This is a genomic window from Micromonospora sp. CP22 (assembly GCF_009712475.1).
Classification (GTDB): Bacteria; Actinomycetota; Actinomycetes; order Mycobacteriales; family Micromonosporaceae; genus Micromonospora.
On sequence record NZ_VCJO01000010.1, the window covers coordinates 134,148 to 153,565 of the forward strand.

Sequence of the window (19,418 nt, forward strand, 5' to 3'; positions counted from 1 at the left end):
TGTCGGAGCAGGTGTCGATCTCAACCGTCGGTGGAAGCCGCCGTTGCGGCGAGTGTCGCGGCGTACCGCCGGCAGGTCTCGTACACCGGCAACAGCCCGGCCGCCCGGGTCTCGGCCAGGGTCGGCGCGGCGGCGTCGCGGTCGGACAGCCGTGGCGCGGTGGTCGGCCACTCGATGCCCAACTCCTCGTCCAGCGGGTGCACCGCGTGCTCGGCCGACGGATTGTACGTGGTGGAGCAGAGGTAGGTCAACATGGCGTCGTCGGTCAACGCGCAGAACCCGTGACCGAGCCCTTCGGCCAGGTAGACCGCGCGCCGGTCCACGTCGTCCAGGCGGACGCCCTCCCACCGGCCGAAGGTGGGCGAGCCGACCCGCAGGTCGACGACCACGTCGAGCACCGCTCCCCGTACGCAGGTGACGTACTTCGCCTGCCCCGGCGGCACGTCGGCGAAGTGGATCCCCCGCACCACGTCCCGGGACGAGACGGACAGGTTGCCCTGCGCCAGCCGCAGGGGATGCCCGACCGCCTCGGTCAGCCGGTCGAAGCGGTACCACTCCAGGAACAGCCCACGCGGGTCGCCGTGCTGCTGCGGGGTGACCTCCCAGGCGCCCTCGACACTCAACGGTCGGAGTTTCACCGTGCCACCCCCGCCGCCCCGAACTCACCGGTCGGTTCCTGCCGCCCACTGGCGAGCAGGTCGAGCAGATAGTCGCCGTAGCCACTCTTGGTCAACGGTTCGGCCAGCGCCCGCAGCTGCGCGTCGTCGATCAGTCCGGCCCGCCAGACGGCCTCCTCCACGCAGCCGATCTTCAAGCCCTGTCGTTCCTCGATCACCCGGACGAACTCGGCCGCCTGCATCAGCGAGGTGAAGGTGCCGGTGTCCAGCCAGGCGGTCCCCCGGTCGAGCACGGTGACCGACAGCTCCCCCCACTGCCGGTACGCCTCGTTCACCGCGGTGATCTCCAGCTCGCCCCGCGCACTGGGGGTGAGCCCCCGGGCGATCTCCACCACCCGGTTGTCGTAGAAGTACAGGCCGGGCACCGCGTACCGGGACGTCGGCCGTTTCGGCTTCTCCTCGATCGACAGCACCCGACCGTCGGCGTCGAAGTGCACCACGCCGTACGCCTGCGGATTGGCCACCGGATAGGCGAAGATCCGTCCACCCACCGGATCGCCCGCCTCGGCCAACTGCCGTCCCAGGCCGACGCCGTGGAAGATGTTGTCACCGAGGATCAGCGCCACCGACTCGTCGCCGATGAAGTCCGCCCCGAGCACGAACGCCTGCGCGATGCCCTCCGGCCGGGGCTGGGCGACGTACTCCAGCCGGAGCCCGAACTGTCCGCCGTCGCCGAGCAGCCGCCGGAACTGGTCCTGCTCCTCCGGCGTGGTGATCACCAGGATCTCGTGGATCCCGGCCATCACCAGGGTGGAGAGGGGGTAGTAGATCATCGGCTTGTCGAAGACCGGCATGAGCTGTTTCGACACCGCCCGGGTGATCGGCCAGAGCCGGGATCCGGTGCCACCGGCGAGCAGGATTCCACGCACCCGGGGAGCCTACCGGCAGACCGACCAGCGGCCACGTTTCGCCTGCGCTGCGAAAGTGGCCGTTTCGCGTAGACTTCCGGACCCGTGAGGATTCTGGTCACCGGCGGTGCCGGTTTCATCGGTTCGGAGTACGTGCGGATGCTGCTCGGCGTTCCCGGCGGCAGCGCCGCCGGCGTTCCGGCACTGGAGCCGACCGAGGTCACCGTGCTCGACGCGCTCACCTACTCCGGCAACCTGGCCAACCTCGCGCCGGTGGCCGACGACCCTCGACTGCGCTTCGTGCACGGTGACATACGTCACTCCGACGTTGTCGACCAGGCCGTCGCGGGGCATGACGTGATCGTGCACTTCGCCGCCGAGTCCCACGTCGACCGTTCCATCGCCGGTGCCGCGCCCTTCGTCACGACCAACGTCCTCGGCACCCAGCACCTGCTCGACGCCGCGCTGCGCCACGGCGTCGACCGGTTCGTGCACGTCTCCACCGACGAGGTCTACGGCTCCATCGCCGAAGGCTCCTGGACCGAGGACTGGCCGCTGGCCCCCAACTCGCCCTACTCGGCGTCGAAGGCCGGCTCCGACCTGCTCGCCCTGGCCTACCACCGCACCCACGGCCTCGACGTGGTGGTCACCCGCTGCTCCAACAACTACGGCCCCTACCAGTACCCGGAGAAGGTCATCCCGCTGTTCGTCACCAACCTCCTCGACGGCGGCAACGTCCCGCTCTACGGCGACGGCGGCAACGTGCGCGACTGGCTGCACGTGCACGACCACTGCCGGGGCATCGCCCTGGTCCAGGACAAGGGGCGCGCCGGCGAGGTCTACCACATCGGCGGCGGCACCGAGCTGACCAACAAGGAACTGACCGCCCGGCTCCTCGACGCCTGCGACGCCGGCTGGGACCGGGTGACGCCGGTCGCCGACCGCAAGGGCCACGACCGTCGGTACTCGCTGGACATCACCAAGATCAGCAATGAGCTGGGGTACGCCCCCAGCATCGCCTTCGACACCGGGCTCGCCGACACCGTCCGCTGGTACCGGGACAACCGCGCCTGGTGGGAACCGCTGAAGGCGGCCACCGCATGAGGTTCCTGGTGACCGGAGCCGGCGGGATGCTCGGACGTGACCTGGTCGACGTCCTCACCGCGCGGCCCGACCACCGGGTCACCGCCGCCACCCGCGCCGACCTGGACATCACCGATCCCGCCGCCGTGCACGCCGCCGTCGGCGGCCACGACGTGGTGGTCAACACCGCCGCCTGGACCGACGTCGACGGCGCCGAGGCAGACGAGTCGGCCGCCACCGCCGTCAACGGTGACGCCGTCGGCCACCTCGCAGCCGCCTGCGCCGCACACCGCGTACGCCTGCTGCACCTGTCCACCGACTACGTCTTCGACGGCACCGCCACCACGCCCTACCCCGAGCACGCGCCGACCGCACCGCTCAACGCGTACGGCCGCAGCAAGCTCGTCGGCGAGCGGGCCGTGACCCGACTGCTACCGGACGCCGGGTACGTGGTGCGGACCGCGTGGCTCTACGGCACCCACGGCCGCAACTTCGTCACCACCATGCTCGACCTGGCCGACCGACGCGACACCCTCGACGTCGTCGACGACCAGCGGGGCCAGCCGACCTGGTCCCGAGCCCTGGCCCACCAGCTGGTCATGCTCGCCGAAGCCGCCGACACCGGACGGGCCGCGCCCGGGGTCTACCACGGCACCTGCTCCGGGGAGACCACCTGGTACGGCCTGGCCCGTGCGGTGTTCGCCCGACACGGGCTCGACCCGGACCGGATCCGGCCCACCACCAGCGCCCGGTTCGTGCGACCCGCCCGGAGACCGACGTACAGTGTGCTCGGACACGGCCGGTGGGCCGAGGCCGGGCTGTCGCCCCTGCCGGACTGGCACGCCACCCTGGTCGACGCGTTCGCCCCCGCCGCTCCACTCTCCCCGTGGAAGGTCGTATGAAGCTCACCCTGGTCACCGGCCTGACCGGACTGGTCCTGCTGGGCACGATCGTCGAGCTGCTGCGCCGTCGGCAACTCCGCGAGAAGTACGGCATGCTCTGGCTCGGCCTGCTGTTCGTGGTGATTCCACTGTCGCTGTTCCCCCGGCTGCTCGACGGCGTCGCGGACCTGCTCGGCGTCGCCTCCGGCGTCAGCCTGGTGCTCTTCCTCGGCATCGTCTTCCTGCTGCTGGTCTGCATCCACCTCAGCTGGGAGGTCAGCGCGCTCGAGGAGGAGACCCGTACCCTCGCCGAGGAGTTCGCCCTGCTCCGCGCCGAGGTCGAGGCGGAACGCGCGGAACGCGCGGAGTGGACCCACCGAGCGGACCCCGCGGAACTGGTGTCCCGCGATGGTTAACGGCAAGAAGCTCCTCATCATCATCCCGGCGCTCAACGAGGCCGCCTCCATCGGCGACGTCGTCGGCGAGATCCGCGGCGAACTGCCCGGCGTCGACGTGCTCGTCGTCGACGACGGCTCCACCGACCACACCGCCGCCGTCGCCGTCGCGGCCGGTGCCCGCGTCGCCCGACTGCCGTACAACCTCGGCGTCGGTGGCGCCATGCGGCTCGGCTACCGCTACGCCTACGAGCACGACTACGACGCCGCGGTGCAGGTCGACGCCGACGGGCAGCACGACCCCCGGTACGTGCCGAAGCTCATCGACCTGCTCGACGACTACGACCTGGTCATCGGAGCCCGGTTCGCCGGCGAGGGCGATTACACCGTACGCGGCCCCCGCCGCTGGGCGATGGCCATGCTGTCGCTGGTGCTGTCCGGCCTGGCCGGTGCCACCCTGACCGACACCACCTCGGGTTTCCGGGCCGCCAACCGTCGAATGATCGAGATGTTCGCCCGGTGGTACCCGGCGGAGTATCTCGGCGACACCGTCGAGACACTGGTGCACGCCGCCCGGCGCGGTTACCGGATCCAGCAGGTCCCGGTCGCCATGCGCCGCCGGATGGCCGGCACCCCCAGCCACTCCCCCGCCAAGGCGATGATCTACCTGGGCCGGGCCCTGGCCGTCCTCACGCTCGCCCTCATCCGCCGGTGATCGGCCGCCTGCTCCGCCTCGTCCCCGCCGGCACGCTCCCCGTCGGCATCGGCCTGGCCGTGGTCGGGCTGGCCGCGTACGTCCATCTCGCCCTGGCCGGACACAACCTCACCGCCGCCGACTACTCCTCCCTGTCGGTGCTCTGGTCCGTCGTGTTCACCATCGGCATCGGCGTGTTCTTCCCCGTCGAACAGGAGGTCGCCCGCCTCGTCGCGGCCCGCCACTCCCGGGGGCTGCCACCCGGGCCGGTACTGGCACGCGGCACCGCCGTGGCCGTCGCCGTGCTCGGCCTGCTCCTGCTGCTCACCCTCGGCAGCGCCGACATCCTCACCGACCGACTCTTCGGCGGCGACCCCGCGATGGTGCCCGCCCTCGCCGGATCGCTGGTCGCACTGGCCGTGACCCACACCACCCGTGGCGTGCTCTCCGGCCTGCGCCGCTTCCGCTGGTACGGCACCCAACTCGGCCTCGACGGTGGCCTGCGTATCGGCCTGGTCGCCGCCCTCGCCGCCACCGGCGTCGACTCCCCGGTGGCCTACGCGCTGGTGCTGGTCGTGGCACCACTGGTCGCCGTCGCCCTGACCGCCGCACCGGTCGCCCGGGCGGTCGGCCGAGGACCGGCCGTCCCGTGGCGGCCACTGCTGCGCGGGCTCACCCTGCTCACCATCTCCAGCCTGCTCGCCCAGGTGGTGGTCAACATCGGCGTGATCAACGTACGGCTGCTCGACCCGGCCGACGTCGCCACCGCCGGTGCGTTGCTCTCCGCGCTGGTGCTGGTCCGCATACCGCTGTTCGTCTTCGGCTCGATGCAGGCCGCGCTGCTGCCCGGCCTGTCCACCGCCGCCGCCACCGGCGACGAACCAGCCTTCCGTGCCCTGCTCCGCCGGTCCCTGGCCGTCGTCACCGCCCTCGGGGCGCTCGGCGGCATCTTCACCGCCCTCACCGGCCCGTGGCTCGTACGGGCCCTGTTCGACACCCCCGACGTGCTCGGCCACGGCGACTTCGCCTGGCTGTCGGCGGCCACCCTGGCCTACCTGTGGGCGATGGTGCTCGGTCAGGCGCTCCTCGCCCGTGGCCGGCATCGCGCGCAGGCCGTGGCCTGGACCATCGGCGTCGCCGCGCTCGCCGTCGCGACCCTGCCCCCGCTACCCGTCGCACTGCGCGTCGAACTCGGCTACACCGTCGGTTCCGTGGTCGCCACCGCCATCATGATCACCTTGCTGCGTCGCCGCCGCGCCACCCCACCCGCTCCACCGGTCGCGGCCCCGATGCCCGCCACCACCAGCGGAGGAACCCCATGAGACCACCCCGCGTCACCGCCGTGACGCTGGCCTACGGCGCCGAGCCCTGGCTGGTCGACGCCGCCCAGGCGCTGCTCGCCAGCACCGACGTCGACCTCGACCTGATCGTGGTGGACAACGGCTGCACCGGCGACGGCATCGACGTGGTCAAGGGGCTGCCCGGGGTACGCGTCATCCGACCGGAGGCGAACACCGGCTACTCCGGCGGCTGCAACATCGGTGCCGCCGAGGCCACCGGCGACTGGATCGCCTTTGTCAACTCCGATGCCATCGTGGCCCCCGACGCCCTCGCCAAGGTCGTCGCGGTGGCCGCCGAGCCGGGCGTCGGTGCCGCCATGGCCTCCATCCGGCTCGCCCACGACCCCGATCTGATCAACACCTCGGGCAACCCGCTGCACTTCACCGGCCTGTCCTGGGCCGGTGGCAACGGTGAACCGGCCAGCGCCCACGCCCGGCGCACCGTGGTGCCGTCGCTGAGTGGCTGCTGCTTCGTCATCGACCGCCGCCGCTGGGAGGAACTCGGCGGTTTCCCCGACGAGTACTTCGCCTACCACGAGGACACCGAACTCAGCCTGCGGCTGTGGCAGCGCGGCCTACGGCTGGAGTACGTGCCCGACGCCGTGGTGCTGCACCACTACGAGTTCTCCCGCAACGACCTCAAGCTCTACCTGGTCGAACGCAACCGCCTGCTGACCCTGCTGACCGCGTACCAGGGTCGGACCCTGGCGCTGCTGGCGCCGATGCTGCTGCTCACCGAGGCCGCCATGCTCGCCGCCGCCCTGGCCGGCGGCTGGGCACGTCAGAAGGGCCGGGGCTGGGCCTGGCTGTGGCGTCACCGGGACTGGATCCGGGCCCGTCGACGCCGGCTCCAGGCCGAACGTGTCGTCGGTGACGGTGCCCTCGCCGACCTGATGACCGCCCGGATAGCGCCGTCGAACGTCGCCGCGCCACCCGGGACGGGCGTCTTCAACGCCCTCGCCGCCACCTGGTGGGCACTCGTACGGCCACTGCTCAGTCGCTGACCCGCCCGACGGAGCGCGCACCTTCCAGCCAGCTGACGCAGGCTCGTTGCCGGGGTCGAGGGCCGGGACGACGACGCGGCGTCCAGCCGGTCGAAACCGTACGGACGCCGCGACAGACCGGGCCGAGACTCAGTCCCCGGCGGCCTCGCCCGGCTTGTCCTCCAGGTCCGCCGAGCCCGCCGAGGTGGTCGGCTTGTGCCCCTCCTCCGTCGGCGTACTCGGGGTCTGTGCCCGGTCGCCCTCGGCCGCTCCGTCGGTCGCGTCGCCGTCGAGCAGCGAGATCAACGCGGTCCCGGTGATCCGCCGGAAGGTACGACCCACCCGGTGGCGGTCCAGGACGGCGACCTCCAACTGGTCGGCGGCGATCGTACGGGCGGCACCACCCTCGCCACCGACACTGCTCAACGCCTGCACCGCCACCTTGACCGCCTCGCCGAGGGACATGTCCGGCCGGTGGTGCGACTTGAGCACCCCGGAGATCGCCTCGGCCTGACCGCCCATCGCCATCCGCCCCGGCTCGTCGGTCACCGAACCGTCGTAGGTGTTGCGGTAGAGGGAGTCGTCTTCGGGCGTGGCACCCACCTCGGCCACACAGATCTCCACCTCGAACGGCTTCGACTGCTCGGTGAAGATGGCACCGAGGATCTGCGCGTACGAGTTGGCCAACGCCAGACCGGTCACGTCACGACGGTCATAGCTCAGTCCGTTCAGGTCGGCCATCCGCACACCCGCCCGGCGCAGGTTCTCGAACTCGTTGTACCGGCCCACGGCGGCGAACCCGATCCGGTCGTAGATCTCGCTGACCTTGTGCAGGGCGCTGGAGAGGTTCTCGGCGACGAAAAGCACCCCACCGGCGTAGCTCAGGACCACCGCGCTGCGCCCCCGGGCGATGCCCTTGCGGGCCAACTCGGAACGGTCGCGCATGATCTGTTCGGGCGAGGCGTAGAACTGCATGGCCACGGCGGCGGCTCTCCTTCGGGCGCGTACTCGGGGAAACGGGGATCAGCTGCGGGTGGGCGGCTCAGCCACCCGGATTCTCCATCCGGCCGGCGACCACGCTCTCCGCGATCGTCGAGGTCTCCGCGTCGGTCAGCCGGTGCGTGCCCTCCGCCGTCGCGGTCATCACCACGGGGTAGATCCGTCGGGTCAGGTCGGGTCCGCCGGTCGCGGTGTCGTCGTCGGCGGCGTCGTAGAGTGCCTCCACCGCCAACCGCACCGCGTCCTCGACGGACAGCCCGGCCCGGTACCGCTTCTTCAACGCCGACTTGGCGAACAGCGAACCCGAGCCGATCGCGTCGTAGCCGGTCTCCTCGTACGGGCCGCCGGTGACGTCGAAGCTGAAGATCCGCCCGGCCCGTGCCGGATCGCCGGCCGCCAGGTCGAACCCGGCGAACAGCGGAATCACCGCCAGTCCCTGCATGGCCGCGCCCAGATTGCCACGGATCATCGAGGCGAGCCGGTTCGCCTTGCCGTCGAGCGAGAGCATCGCGCCCTCGATCTTCTCGTAGTGTTCCAGCTCCACCTGGAACAGTCGCATCAACTCGATGCCGACTCCGGCGGTGCCGGCGATGCCCACCAGCGAGTACGCGTCGGCGGGGTGGACCTTCTCGATGTCCCGCTGGGCGATCAGGTTGCCCATGGTGGCCCGCCGGTCGCCGGCCATGACCACACCACCGGCGGCAGCGATGGCCACGATCGTGGTGGCGTGCGGGGCCAGATCGGCGGCCATGCCCGGGGGCAGCGCTCGTCGGCCCGGCAGCATCTCGGGGGCCACTTTGCTCAGGAATGCCGTGAAGGAGGACGTCCCCGCGTTGGTGAACACATCTGGAAGACGCCCGGATGGATCAAAACCCGCTGCCACGTGGTTCCTCTCAGGTACGTGATGGCCCGGGCCAGCCTCGTCGGACTGTCACGGAACTGGCCAAGACCACCGTTGCAGTTGAAGCAGAGTATCCCGCGCACCCACCCGGTGCGATGATCGTGGTCCACATGTTCCGGATCGGGGTCACCGCACAAACACCCCGCCCTGCTCGGTCAGCAGCTCGTCGAACTGCCGCTGACCGATGCCGTACCGCCGCCGCAGGTGGTGACGGGGAGCGAGCGCTTGCATTGGGGGGCAGACTTCGCCCGACCGGTCGGGCAAAACGGGCAGATGCCCTATTCGCCGCCTTTTTGCACGTAACCTCTCACGAACTCTTCGGCGTTCTCTTCAAGGACGGAGTCGATCTCGTCGAGCAGGTCGTCGACGTCCTCGGTGATCTCGGCGTGCCGCTCGGCGACCTCCGGGTTCGCCTCGACGGTGACGTCCTCGACCTCTTCGCCCTGACGGGACTTGCCCGACTGCGACTGACCGCCGCTGTCACGAGTGGCCATCGTTGCCTCCTCCACGATCTCCCTGCGATGAACTTACCTCGCAGGAGTGACGAAACGTCGCCCGCGCGCCGTACCGACGCGCGGGGACGGCCCCGACCGACGGCTCAGCCGCCGGTCAGGGTCTCCAGCAGATCCTTCGCGCTGGCGCAGCGGTCGAACAACGCACCGACGTGCCGCCTGGTGCCCCGTTCCGGTTCCATCATCGGCACCCGCACCAGCGACTCCCGACCGACGTCGAAGATCACCGAGTCCCAGCTGGCGGCGACCACCTCGGAGGCGTACTGAGCCAGGCAGCGACCCCGGAAGTAGGCGCGGGTGTCCTCCGGCGGCTCGGTCATCGCCGTGCGGCTCTCCTCGTCGCTGAGCAGCGTCTTCATCGACCCCCGGGACACCAGCCGGTGATAGAGACCCTTCTCCGGGCGTACGTCGGAGTACTGGAGGTCGACCAGCTGGAGCTTGTGCGACCCCCAGCCGAGCTTCTCCCGCTCCCGGTAGCCCTCCAGCAGCCGCAGCTTCGCCACCCAGTCCAACTCGTCGGCGCAGAGCATCACGTCGCGTCCCAGCCGGTCGAGCACGTCCTCCCACCGGTCCAGCACGTCGGCGGTCTGCTCGTCGACGTCGTCGCCGTACCGGTCGTCGACGAAGGCGCGTACCCGCTCCAGATAGGCCCACTGCACGTCCATGGCGGTCAGTCGACGCCCGTCGCGCAGCCGCATCAGGTGGGACAGCGACGGGTCGTGACTGACCGCGCGCAGCTCGCCGACGGGGTCGGCGATGCCGAGGTCGGGGCCGAGCGCCTTCTCCTCGATCATCGTGAGGATCAACGCGGTGGTGCCCACCTTGAGGTAGGTGGAGATCTCCGAGAGGTTCGCGTCGCCGATGATGACGTGCAGGCGGCGGTACTTGTCGGCGTCGGCGTGCGGCTCGTCGCGGGTGTTGATGATCGGCCGCTTGAGGGTGGTCTCCAGGCCGACCTCGACCTCGAAGAAGTCGGCACGCTGCGAGATCTGGAAACCGGCCTGGCCACCGTCCTGGCCGATGCCGACGCGGCCGGCACCGCAGACGATCTGCCGCGTCACGAAGAACGGCGTCAGGTACGCCACGATGTCGGCGAACGGCGTCTGCCGACGCATGAGGTAGTTCTCGTGGGCACCGTAGCTGGCGCCCTTGTTGTCGGTGTTGTTCTTGTAGAGGTGGATCGGCGAGCTGCCGGGGATCGTGGCGGCCCGTCGGGCCGCCTCCGCCATCACCCGCTCCCCCGCCTTGTCCCAGCGGACCAGGTCGCGGGGGTTGGTCACCTCGGGGGTGGAGTACTCCGGGTGCGCGTGGTCGACGTAGAGCCGCGCCCCGTTGGTCAGGATCACGTTGGCCAGGCCGAGGTCCTCGTCGGCGAGCGCCTCGGCCGGGTCGTAGACCGCACCGGAGTAGGTGAAGCCACGGGCGTCCCGCAGCGGTGACTCCTCCTCGTAGTCCCAGCGGGCCCGACCACCGCGGTTCAGCTCCGGTCGGGCGCCATAGGCGTTCACCACCTGGGAGGAGGTGACCATCGGGTTGGCTCCGGCCTGGCCGGGCACGGAGATTCCGTACTCGACCTCGGTACCCATGATTCGTCTAACGCTCATCGACCTACCCGCTTCGTATTGCCCGACCGGTCCCCCGTCACGTCGAGCGTAGTCGTCACTGACCCGACCGGGGGCGCAGCGGGCCCCCGGGGTCGCACCTGCGGCTTGCGCTGTTCGTCGATCCGCGGCTGGGCGGACCGGTGGCGACGCCCGCCGCCGGCACGGGCAGGGCCCGTGACGCCGTGCGTCACGGGCCCTGGTGGCGCGTGCCGGTCAGAGGTATTGGCCGGTGTTGCTGGCGGTCTCGATGGAGCGTCCGGCCTCGGCGCCCTTGCCGCCGGAGACGAGCGTACGGATGTAGACGATCCGTTCGCCCTTCTTGCCGGAGATGCGGGCCCAGTCGTCGGGGTTGGTGGTGTTGGGCAGGTCCTCGTTCTCGCGGAACTCGTCGACGCAGGCGTCGAGGAGGTGCTGCAGGCGCAACCCTTTCCTACCGGAGGTGAGGAACTCCTTGATGGCCATCTTCTTGCCCCGGTCGACGATGTTCTGGATCATCGCGCCGGAGTTGAAGTCCTTGAAGTACAGGACCTCCTTGTCACCGTTGGCGTAGGTGACCTCCAGGAAGCGGTTCTCCTCCGTCTCCGAGTACATCCGCAGCACCACCGCGTCGATCATGGCGGCGACGGTGGCCTGGGCGTCGCCGCCGTGTTCGGCGAGGTCGTCGGCGTGCAGCGGCAGGCCCGGGAGGATGTACTTGGAGAAGATGTCCTTGGCCGCCTCGGCGTCCGGACGCTCGATCTTGATCTTCACGTCGAGGCGTCCCGGGCGCAGGATCGCCGGGTCGATCATGTCTTCCCGGTTGGAGGCGCCGATGACGATGACGTTCTCCAGCCCCTCGACGCCGTCGATCTCGCTGAGCAGCTGCGGCACGATGGTGTTCTCCACGTCGGAGGAGACACCGGAGCCACGGGTGCGGAAGACCGAGTCCATCTCGTCGAAGAACACGATGACCGGAGTGCCTTCGCCGGCCTTCTCCCGAGCCCGCTGGAAGATCAACCGAATGTGCCGCTCGGTCTCACCGACGTACTTGTTGAGCAGCTCGGGGCCCTTGATGTTGAGGAAGAAGCTGGTGTGCTTCTCCTCGCCCCGCCGCTCGGCGATCTTCTTGGCGAGCGAGTTGGCGACCGCCTTGGCGATCAGGGTCTTGCCACAGCCCGGCGGACCGTAGAGCAGGATGCCCTTCGGCGGGCGCAGCTGGTGCTCCCGGAACAGGTCGGCGTGCAGGAACGGCAACTCGACCGCGTCACGGATCTGCTCGATCTGGGAGTGCAGGCCGCCGATGTCGGTGTAGTCGACGTCCGGCACCTCCTCCAGGACGAGTTCCTCGACCTCGCTCTTGGGAATCCGCTCGTACGCGTACGCCGAGCGAGGTTCGATCATGAGCGAGTCGCCGGCCCGGATCGCACTGCCGATCAGGGTGTCGGCCAGGTGCACGATGCGTTCCTCGTCGGAGTGCGACACCACCAGCGCCCGGTCACCCGGCGCGCCCTCGGGACCGGCGAGGATCTCCTTGAGCATGACCACCTCGCCGACCCGCTCGTAGCCGAACGCGTCAACGATGTTGAGCGCGTCGTTGAGCAGGACCTCCTGGCCGCGGCGCAGTTCGCCGACGTCGAGCGAGGGCGATACCGCCACGCGCAGTTTCCGTCCGCCGGTGAAGACGTCGACCGTGCCGTCTTCGTGCCGGGCCAGGAAAACGCCGTAGCCACTTGGGGGTTGAGCGAGCCGGTCGATCTCCTCCTTGAGCGTCACGATCTGCGCGCGAGCCTCTTTCAGGGTGCTCACGAGCCGTTCGTTGTTCTCGGTCAGCCGCGCCAACTGCGCCTGGGTGGCGGCCAGCCGCTCTTCGAGCTGCCGGACGTGTCGGGGGCTCTCGGTCAACTTGCGCCGCACCAGAGCGAGTTCCTCTTGAAGGAACGCGACCTGCGTGGAGAGATCGTGGGCCTCCTTCTCCCACCGTGCGGCGCGCGAGTCCGCGTCGTCGCTGCGTGCCACGTCCCACCTCCCCGGGGGGCTTGAACGTTCTGCCCTAACACTAGCCGCTATGAGCCCGATTCGGTCCTCCGCAACGCGCCCGTCACAGAAGCTTGATCGCCAAGGGTGGGTCGACGGGCGGGTACCGGCATTCGGGTACCGTCGAGGGGTGGGACGGGAGAACATGGGGGGTGCACCGGTGGCCGAGGTCGCGACCGACCAGTTGCAGGTCTGGGTTGACCAGGATCTGTGCACGGGCGACGGGCTGTGTGTGCAGTACGCGCCGGAGGTCTTCGAGTTCGACGTCGACGGGTTGGCGTACGTCAAGGGCCCGGACGGTGAGCTGGTGCAGACGCCGGGCGGCCGGGTGGACGTGCCGGAGCACCTGCGCCTCGAGGTGATCGACTCGGCCAAGGAGTGCCCCGGCGAGTGCATCCACGTCGTACGCGGCAGCGACGGCGTCGAAGTCGCCGGCCCGGAGGCCGACGACTGACCTGGACGCCCACCGGGCCCGCGGAATCACCCGAGCGGGCGATGCACGGGGGACCGCTACAGCAGCGGACGGCCGACCACCGAGGCGACCAACCGGGCGAACTCCTCCAACCGGGCGATCTGCCCGGCGCCGCCGTCGTCGAGGGTTTTGCCGAAGCGCAACGCGTCGTGCCGGGGCCCGCCGGTGGTCTCCTCGCCCGGCGGCGACTCGTCCAGCGAGGTCAGCAGCAGGTAGACGTCGATGCTGTCGACCCGGATCTCACCGTTGTCGTGCCGGAACAACCGCCGTCGGCAGCCCACCTCGGTGACCGAGGAGACCGGCACCACGCGCAGGGACGAGGTCATCGAACCCGGCGGCCCCTCCCCCGGCGGCACGTCCTCGCCGTGCCAGAGCACCAGGCGGCTGCCGTCGCAGACGACGACCTCCTGCCACACGCCGTTCACCTCGTTGACGAAGCGCTCCAGGGTGAAGCCGAGCACCGACGCCCCCCGCAGGACACCGCCGAGTGCCTCCAGGGCGACGTCGGGGTCACGCAGGTAGGCCCGCGCCGCCGATTCGAGATCGGCGTACGGCGACCAGTCGGGAAAGACCGCCGGTAGATCGCCACCGAAGCCGGGACGATTCATCGGATCACCTCGCCCCCGCCCGGCACCGGCCTAGGCGTGCGCCGCACCGCGCCGACCGTCCGTTCGCCACGTCCGCTCACGTGGTCACCTCGGCCACCGCCGAGCCTGCCCAGGATGAGCCCACTCACTCCCAGCCGCCCCATTCCGCCGTCACGGCTTGTCCGTCTCCTGCGCCACGTCGGGTGGTGTCTGCCCGGCCCGCGCCTCGGGTGCCACCACGCTCGCCTGCCGGGCCGCCTCCGCCTCGCGCAGTGCCTGGCGTCGCTGCGCGTACGCCTCGGTGCCCTTGCTGGGCTTGCGACGCCGGGGCGGGGCGGTGACTCCGGGGGCGAGCTTACGCGCGGAGACGAGGAAGGCGGTGTGCGCGATCATCCGGTGGTCGGGGCGGACCGCCAGCCCTTCGGCGTGCCAGTCCCGCACCAGCGACTCCCAGGCTCGGGGCTCGGTCCAGCCGCCGCGCTCGCGTAGCGCCTCCACCAGCTCGGACAGCTGGGGGGTGGTGGCCACGTAGCCGATGAACACGCCGCCGGGCAGCAGCGCGCGTTCGACCATGTCGAGGTTCTCCCAGGGGGTCAGCATGTCCAGGATGATCCGGTCGAAACCGGTCTCCCGGCATTCGGCAACGTCGCCGACGTGCAGGTGCCAGGCGGGATGCGGGCCCCGGAAGAACGCCTCGACGTTGCGGCGGGCGATCTGGGCGAAGTCGTCGCGCAGCTCGTAGGAGTGCAACTCCCCGGTGGTGCCCACCGCGCGCAGCAGCGAACAGCTCAGCGCTCCGGAGCCGGCACCGGCCTCGAGGACCTTCGCGCCGGGGAAGATGTCACCCATGGTGACGATCTGGGCGGCGTCCTTGGGGTAGATGACCTGGGCGCCACGGGGCATGGAGAGCACGTAGTCCGACAGCAGCGGGCGCAGCGCCAGGAACGCGGTGCCGCCGCCGGAGGTGGTCACCACGCTGCCGTCGGGCAGGCCGATCAGCGTGTCGTGCGCCAGGATGCCCCGGTGGGTGTGGAACTCCTTGCCCGGCTCCAGGGTCACCGTGTGCATCCGCCCCTTGGGGTCGGTCAGCTGCACCCGGTCACCCGGCTGGAACGGCCCACGCCGCACGGCGGGCGGATCCACCTTCTCCTCGGGTTCGTCGCTGGCCGGGTGGGCGGAGTGGGTGACGGTCACGTGTTCATCTTCCGGTGAGGTTCGAGCAGTTGAGCCAGATCCGCGATGTGCAGAACGCCGACGACATCTTCGCCTGCCGTCACGACGTACTGTGCGCCCGGGTGGGTCTGCACGGTCTCCAGCACCCGTTCGCCGTCGGTGGTCACCGGGATGGTCGGCAGGTCGGCGAGGGTACGGGCGACGGCGTCCACGGCCAACCAGGGCCGACGGGCCTCGGGCACCGCCGCGGCGGCGGCCGGGTCGACCAGGGCCACCGGCCGTCCGGCGGAGTCGGTCACCAGCAGCGCCACCGGCGGTCGCGGCTCGGTGGCCGGGTGCGCCTGCTCCGCGCGCCGCTGCGCCTCGGCCAGCGGGGTGCCGGTGGGCACGGTGTACACCGGCCGGGCCAGGCTGGCCAGGTCGACCAGCGGGAGCCGCCGACCGATGCGGGACATCCGGATCGACTGCCCGGCGCCGTGCCAGAGGGTGAGGGCGACCAGAGCGGTCAGTGGCAGGGCCAGCAGGCTCAGCACGTCGGTCGCGTAGAGCACGGCCACCAGCAGCGCGGTGCCGACGGCCAGCACCCGTCCGGCCCATCCGGCCACCTCGGTGGCCCGGTGCCGGTCCCGGGTCAGGGCCCAGACCGCCGCACGCAACGCCCGCCCGCCGTCGAGCGGCAGGCCGGGCAGGATGTTGAACACCGCGACGATGACGTTGCTCGCCGCGAGTTGGAAGGCGAGTTGGTCGGCCACGGTGCGGTCGGGCAGGGCCACGGTCGCGGCCACGGCGGCGGCCCCGAGTACCGCGGAGACGGCCGGCCCGGCCAGTGACACCAGCAGGTCGATCCGGGGAGTCGGCGCGTCGCGGTCCATCTCGGTGTATCCGCCGAGCAGTTCCAGGGTGATCCCCCGCACCCCGATGCCGAAGCGGCGGGCGGTGAGGGCGTGGCCGAGTTCGTGGGCCAGCACCGAACCGAGCAGGGCGAGGACGAATCCGGCCCCGACGAGGTACCCGCCGAGCGGGGACAGGTTCAGCCGCTGGCCGGCGAGTTCGCCGTACAGGACCGTGATCAGGAGGGCGAGCAGCAGAATCGAGGCGTTCAGGTACAGCGGCACCCCGAGGATCCGGCCCACCCGCATGCCGGGGCGCGGGCTGGCCCGTGGTCGCCTGCGCTGTTCCATCGGGCTGATGCTACGCGGCGGGAGATCACGTACCGGAGCGGCGGCGGTCGGCCTGTCACACCGGTGCCCTAACCTTCGGGGGCATGACGGCGGAACCGGTGATCACTGCGCAGGCGACGACCCCGACCGAGTTGCCGACGACGGTGCGGGCCTCGCTGTCACCGTCGCGGGCGGCGGATTTCAAGACCTGCCCGTTGCTCTACCGGTTCCGCAGCATCGACCGGCTGCCCGAGCGGCCCACGGTGGAGCAGGCCCGGGGCACGCTGGTGCACGCGGTGCTGGAGCGGTTGTTCGACCTGCCGGCACCGGCCCGCACCCCGCAGGCCGCCGGTGACCTCGTGGCCGGTCAGTGGGACCGTCTGGTCACCGAGCAGCCGGAGCTGGCCGGGCTCTTCTCGGACGCCGATCCGGCCGCCCTCGCGGAGTTCCTCCGCTCGGCTTCGGCGCTGCTGGTGGGCTACTTCACGGTGGAGGATCCGCGTCGGTTGGAGCCGGCCGAGCGGGAGAGCCTGATCTCCGCCGTGGTCGACGACGAGCTGCTGATCCGCGGTTACCTCGACCGGCTCGACGTGGCCCCCGACGGCGCGTTGCGGGTGGTGGACTACAAGACCGGCGGGGCTCCACGGGAGGCGTTCGAGGCGCGGGCCCTGTTCCAGCTGAAGTTCTACGCGCTGGTGTTGTGGCGTACCCGTGGCGTGGTGCCCCGGGTGCTGCGCCTGCTCTACCTCAAGGACGCCGAGGTGTGTGACTACACCCCGGACGCGGAGGAATTGGCGCGATTCGAGCGGACGGTGGTGGCGTTGTGGCGGGCGATCGAGCAGGCCACCGCCACCCGGGATTTCCGGCCCCGGCCGAGCCGACTGTGCGACTGGTGCAGTCACCAGGCGCTGTGCCCCAGTTACGGCGGCACGCCGCCGCCCTTTCCGGAGTCGGCGGCGACGCCCGATCCGCTGCGCGACGCCCGGTCCGTTCCGGTGCAGCCCGGAGCCGACGAGTAGCCGCCCTCCTCCGCTGGGATGAGGCGGGAGTCAGCACACAAGACGATCTTTCGCCGGTGTCGGCGGCTAGCGTCGTGGAATGGGTAACGGTCTGAGGCGGTGGCTGCGGCGCAATCCGCTGGTCGGTGACGCGCTGCTGGCCGTCGGCCTGGTCCTGGGGGAGATCGTGTTCACCCTGCTCACCCCTCGGGAGTTCTGGCCCGGGCCGCTGCCGGCGGCGCTGGGGTGGAGCGTGTTGTGCGCCGCGCCGGTGGTGGTACGCCGGGTGGCGCCGTGGCCGGCGCTGCTGGCGGCGGTGGCGACGTTGCTGCTGCCGATCGTGGTCGAGGTGTCACCGACCACGCAGAGCTTCACCCTGGTGGTGCTCACCTACACGATGGCGGCCCACCAGCCGACCCGAAGGGCGCTGGTCGCGGCGGTGGTGCTGTGGCTTCCGGTGGCCGTCGTGAACGCCCTGCTGCCGCCGGAGGGCATCCCGCAGGTCGGTTCGGCGTTCCTGGTCGCGAACAACATCCTGGTGGGGATCGTGTCGTTCTCGGTGGGTCGGACGGTGCACGCGCGGCGCACCTCCACCGAGGCGCTGCGGGAGCGGGCCCGGGTGGCCGAGGCGAACCAGCGGGCTCTGGCCGAGCAGGCGGTCGCGGACGAGCGGCGACGGATCGCCCGCGAGTTGCACGACGTCGTCGCCCACCATGTCAGCGTGATGGGGGTGCTGGCGACCGGCGTGCGGCGGGTGCTGCGCCGCGATCCGGACAGCGCCGACGAGGCGATCGCCACGATCGAGGAGACCAGCCGGGCGACGCTGCGGGAACTGCGTCGGCTGCTCGACGTGTTGCGGACCGAGGCCGAGCCGGCGGCGGAGTTGGCGCCGCAGCCGGGCATCGCCGGTATCGAGGCGCTGGCCGATCAGGTCCGTGAGGCCGGGCTGCCGGTGACGCTGAGCGTGACGGGTGTGCCGGGGCACCTGGAGGAGGGGGTGGCGTTGACCGTGTACCGGATCGTGCAGGAGGCGCTGACGAACGCCCTCAAGCACGCCGGGACGGCCACCGCGCGGGTGCGGGTCGGTTTCACCGCCGACGCGGTGGAGGTCGAGGTCACCGACACCGGCCGCGGGCCGTCGCCGGGCACCGATCAGGTCGGGCATGGCCTGGTCGGGATGCGGGAGCGGGTCGGCCTCTACGGTGGGATCCTGCACATCGGCGCGCGGACCGGCGGTGGCTACCGGGTGTACGCCCGGATTCCGGTCGAACCGCTGCCCGACCCGGGCCGCAGGTGAGTCGCCGGGTGAGAGACGCAGTCCGACAGGGAGGACCAGATGGTCGATTCGACGGACCGCAGGCCGGTACGGATCCTGCTCGCCGACGACCAGCCGCTGCTGCGTACGGGCTTCCGGATGGTCCTCGGCGCGGAGACCGACCTGGACATCGTCGCGGAGGCGGGCGACGGCGTGGAGGCGGTGGAGTTGTCCCGTCGCCTGCTGCCGGACGTGGTGCTGATGGACATCCGGATGCCCCGGATGGACGGAGTGAGCGCCACCCGGGCGATCGTGGACGCCCGGTTGCCGGTGCGGGTGCTCATCCTGACCACCTTCGATCTGGACGAGTACGTGGTGGGGGCGCTGCGGGCCGGGGCGAGTGGCTTCCTGGCCAAGGACGTGCCGGCGGAGGATCTGGTCACCGCGATCCACACGGTGGCCGCCGGAGACGCCGTGGTGGCGCCCCGGATCCTGCGTCGGCTGTTGGACCGTTTCGCCGACGTGCTGCCGGACCCGACCGCGACGCCGTCGAAGGCACTGAGCGCGCTCACCGACCGGGAGCGGGAGGTGCTCGTGCAGGTCGCCCGCGGCTTGTCGAACGCCGAGATCGCCCGCGCGCTGTCGGTGAGCGAGACCACCATCAAGACGCACGTGGGACACGTGTTGACCAAGCTCGGGCTACGCGACCGGGTGCAGGCCGTGGTGTTGGCGTACGAATCAGGTCTGGTCCGTCCCGGGACGTAGCTCCGGCGGTTGCGTCCGTCACCTACCGTGACTGTCTCCGGTGGAATTCGGTTGACCCTCACACGACGGCAACGTTCA

21 protein-coding genes are annotated in these 19,418 nt (G+C 70.8%); 10 read left to right on the top strand and 11 right to left on the bottom strand.

Going from position 1 to position 19,418, the window contains the following annotated elements:
- Positions 1–20: 20 nt before the first annotated feature.
- The gene (locus FF096_RS17895; protein WP_309223510.1) at positions 21–638 is read right to left on the bottom strand and encodes a dTDP-4-dehydrorhamnose 3,5-epimerase; all 618 of its coding nucleotides are present in this window, start codon (positions 636–638) and stop codon (positions 21–23) included.
- On the bottom strand, positions 635–1,546 hold the full coding sequence (gene rfbA / locus FF096_RS17900; RefSeq protein WP_309223511.1) for a glucose-1-phosphate thymidylyltransferase RfbA: 912 nt from the start codon (positions 1,544–1,546) through the stop codon (positions 635–637). Before rfbA ends, FF096_RS17895 begins: the two co-directional genes overlap by 4 nt.
- A gap of 84 nt (positions 1,547–1,630) precedes the next feature.
- On the opposite strand from rfbA, the gene rfbB reads away from it, so the two are divergent.
- From rfbB to FF096_RS17930, 6 genes are read left to right on the top strand one after another with little or no spacing between them, the layout of a single operon-like run.
- Positions 1,631–2,629 (top strand): dTDP-glucose 4,6-dehydratase, encoded by a 999-nt coding sequence (gene rfbB / locus FF096_RS17905; RefSeq protein ID WP_309223512.1) that lies wholly within the window; start codon positions 1,631–1,633, stop codon positions 2,627–2,629.
- Positions 2,626–3,510 carry a dTDP-4-dehydrorhamnose reductase gene (gene rfbD, locus FF096_RS17910; protein WP_155219805.1) on the top strand — a complete coding sequence of 295 codons (885 nt, stop codon included), beginning with the start codon at positions 2,626–2,628 and terminating at the stop codon, positions 3,508–3,510. Before rfbB ends, rfbD begins: the two co-directional genes overlap by 4 nt.
- Positions 3,507–3,905: a DUF2304 domain-containing protein gene (locus FF096_RS17915; RefSeq protein WP_155219808.1), complete on the top strand. Its 399-nt coding sequence runs from the start codon at positions 3,507–3,509 to the stop codon at positions 3,903–3,905. The genes rfbD and FF096_RS17915 overlap by 4 nt, the downstream gene beginning before the upstream one ends.
- Positions 3,898–4,599 carry a glycosyltransferase family 2 protein gene (locus FF096_RS17920; protein WP_155219811.1) on the top strand — a complete coding sequence of 234 codons (702 nt, stop codon included), beginning with the start codon at positions 3,898–3,900 and terminating at the stop codon, positions 4,597–4,599. Before FF096_RS17915 ends, FF096_RS17920 begins: the two co-directional genes overlap by 8 nt.
- On the top strand, positions 4,596–5,900 hold the full coding sequence (locus FF096_RS17925) for a polysaccharide biosynthesis protein (RefSeq protein WP_309223513.1): 1,305 nt from the start codon (positions 4,596–4,598) through the stop codon (positions 5,898–5,900). Before FF096_RS17920 ends, FF096_RS17925 begins: the two co-directional genes overlap by 4 nt.
- Positions 5,897–6,922: a glycosyltransferase family 2 protein gene (locus tag FF096_RS17930; RefSeq protein WP_155219814.1), complete on the top strand. Its 1,026-nt coding sequence runs from the start codon at positions 5,897–5,899 to the stop codon at positions 6,920–6,922. The genes FF096_RS17925 and FF096_RS17930 overlap by 4 nt, the downstream gene beginning before the upstream one ends.
- 129 nt (positions 6,923–7,051) lie before the next feature.
- On the opposite strand, the gene prcA is transcribed toward FF096_RS17930, so the two are convergent.
- The 6 genes from prcA to arc form a co-directional block, all read right to left on the bottom strand.
- Positions 7,052–7,882 carry a proteasome subunit alpha gene (gene prcA / locus FF096_RS17935; protein WP_309223514.1) on the bottom strand — a complete coding sequence of 277 codons (831 nt, stop codon included), beginning with the start codon at positions 7,880–7,882 and terminating at the stop codon, positions 7,052–7,054.
- 61 nt (positions 7,883–7,943) lie between these two features.
- Positions 7,944–8,783, bottom strand: a complete 840-nt coding sequence (prcB, locus tag FF096_RS17940) for a proteasome subunit beta (RefSeq protein ID WP_309223515.1) — start codon at positions 8,781–8,783, stop codon at positions 7,944–7,946.
- A complete protein-coding gene (locus FF096_RS17945; RefSeq protein WP_309223536.1) occupies positions 8,702–8,911 on the bottom strand; it encodes an endonuclease VII domain-containing protein in 210 nt (69 codons plus the stop codon). The genes prcB and FF096_RS17945 overlap by 82 nt, the downstream gene beginning before the upstream one ends.
- Before the next feature lie 168 nt (positions 8,912–9,079).
- The gene (locus FF096_RS17950; RefSeq protein ID WP_092380345.1) at positions 9,080–9,295 is read right to left on the bottom strand and encodes a ubiquitin-like protein Pup; all 216 of its coding nucleotides are present in this window, start codon (positions 9,293–9,295) and stop codon (positions 9,080–9,082) included.
- A gap of 104 nt (positions 9,296–9,399) precedes the next feature.
- Complete coding sequence (gene dop, locus FF096_RS17955) at positions 9,400–10,917, bottom strand: depupylase/deamidase Dop (protein WP_155219817.1); 1,518 nt, start codon at positions 10,915–10,917, stop codon at positions 9,400–9,402.
- 213 nt (positions 10,918–11,130) lie between these two features.
- Positions 11,131–12,912, bottom strand: coding sequence for a proteasome ATPase (gene arc / locus FF096_RS17960; RefSeq protein ID WP_309223516.1), 1,782 nt, complete (start codon positions 12,910–12,912; stop codon positions 11,131–11,133).
- 178 nt (positions 12,913–13,090) lie between these two features.
- Here arc and FF096_RS17965 point away from each other — a divergent pair, with 178 nt between their 5' ends.
- Positions 13,091–13,384: a ferredoxin gene (locus tag FF096_RS17965; RefSeq protein WP_309223537.1), complete on the top strand. Its 294-nt coding sequence runs from the start codon at positions 13,091–13,093 to the stop codon at positions 13,382–13,384.
- A 56-nt stretch (positions 13,385–13,440) separates the two neighbouring features.
- Here the strand turns inward: FF096_RS17965 and FF096_RS17970 are convergent, their stop codons facing one another.
- From FF096_RS17970 to FF096_RS17980, 3 genes are all read right to left on the bottom strand, one after another.
- On the bottom strand, positions 13,441–14,010 hold the full coding sequence (locus tag FF096_RS17970; RefSeq protein ID WP_155219820.1) for a hypothetical protein: 570 nt from the start codon (positions 14,008–14,010) through the stop codon (positions 13,441–13,443).
- Positions 14,011–14,160: 150 nt separating this feature from the next.
- Complete coding sequence (locus FF096_RS17975; protein WP_375335354.1) at positions 14,161–15,132, bottom strand: tRNA (adenine-N1)-methyltransferase; 972 nt, start codon at positions 15,130–15,132, stop codon at positions 14,161–14,163.
- Positions 15,133–15,179: 47 nt separating this feature from the next.
- Positions 15,180–16,301 (bottom strand): M50 family metallopeptidase, encoded by a 1,122-nt coding sequence (locus FF096_RS17980; protein ID WP_375335355.1) that lies wholly within the window; start codon positions 16,299–16,301, stop codon positions 15,180–15,182.
- A gap of 125 nt (positions 16,302–16,426) precedes the next feature.
- Between FF096_RS17980 and FF096_RS17985 the strand changes: the two genes are divergently transcribed.
- From FF096_RS17985 to FF096_RS17995, 3 genes are all read left to right on the top strand, one after another.
- Entirely contained in the window at positions 16,427–17,341 is a 915-nt protein-coding gene (locus FF096_RS17985; protein ID WP_155219825.1) for a PD-(D/E)XK nuclease family protein, read from the top strand.
- Positions 17,342–17,420: 79 nt separating this feature from the next.
- Entirely contained in the window at positions 17,421–18,617 is a 1,197-nt protein-coding gene (locus FF096_RS17990) for a sensor histidine kinase (RefSeq protein ID WP_155219828.1), read from the top strand.
- A 39-nt stretch (positions 18,618–18,656) separates the two neighbouring features.
- A complete protein-coding gene (locus FF096_RS17995; RefSeq protein ID WP_155219831.1) occupies positions 18,657–19,340 on the top strand; it encodes a response regulator transcription factor in 684 nt (227 codons plus the stop codon).
- The last annotated feature ends 78 nt before the right edge of the window (positions 19,341–19,418 follow it).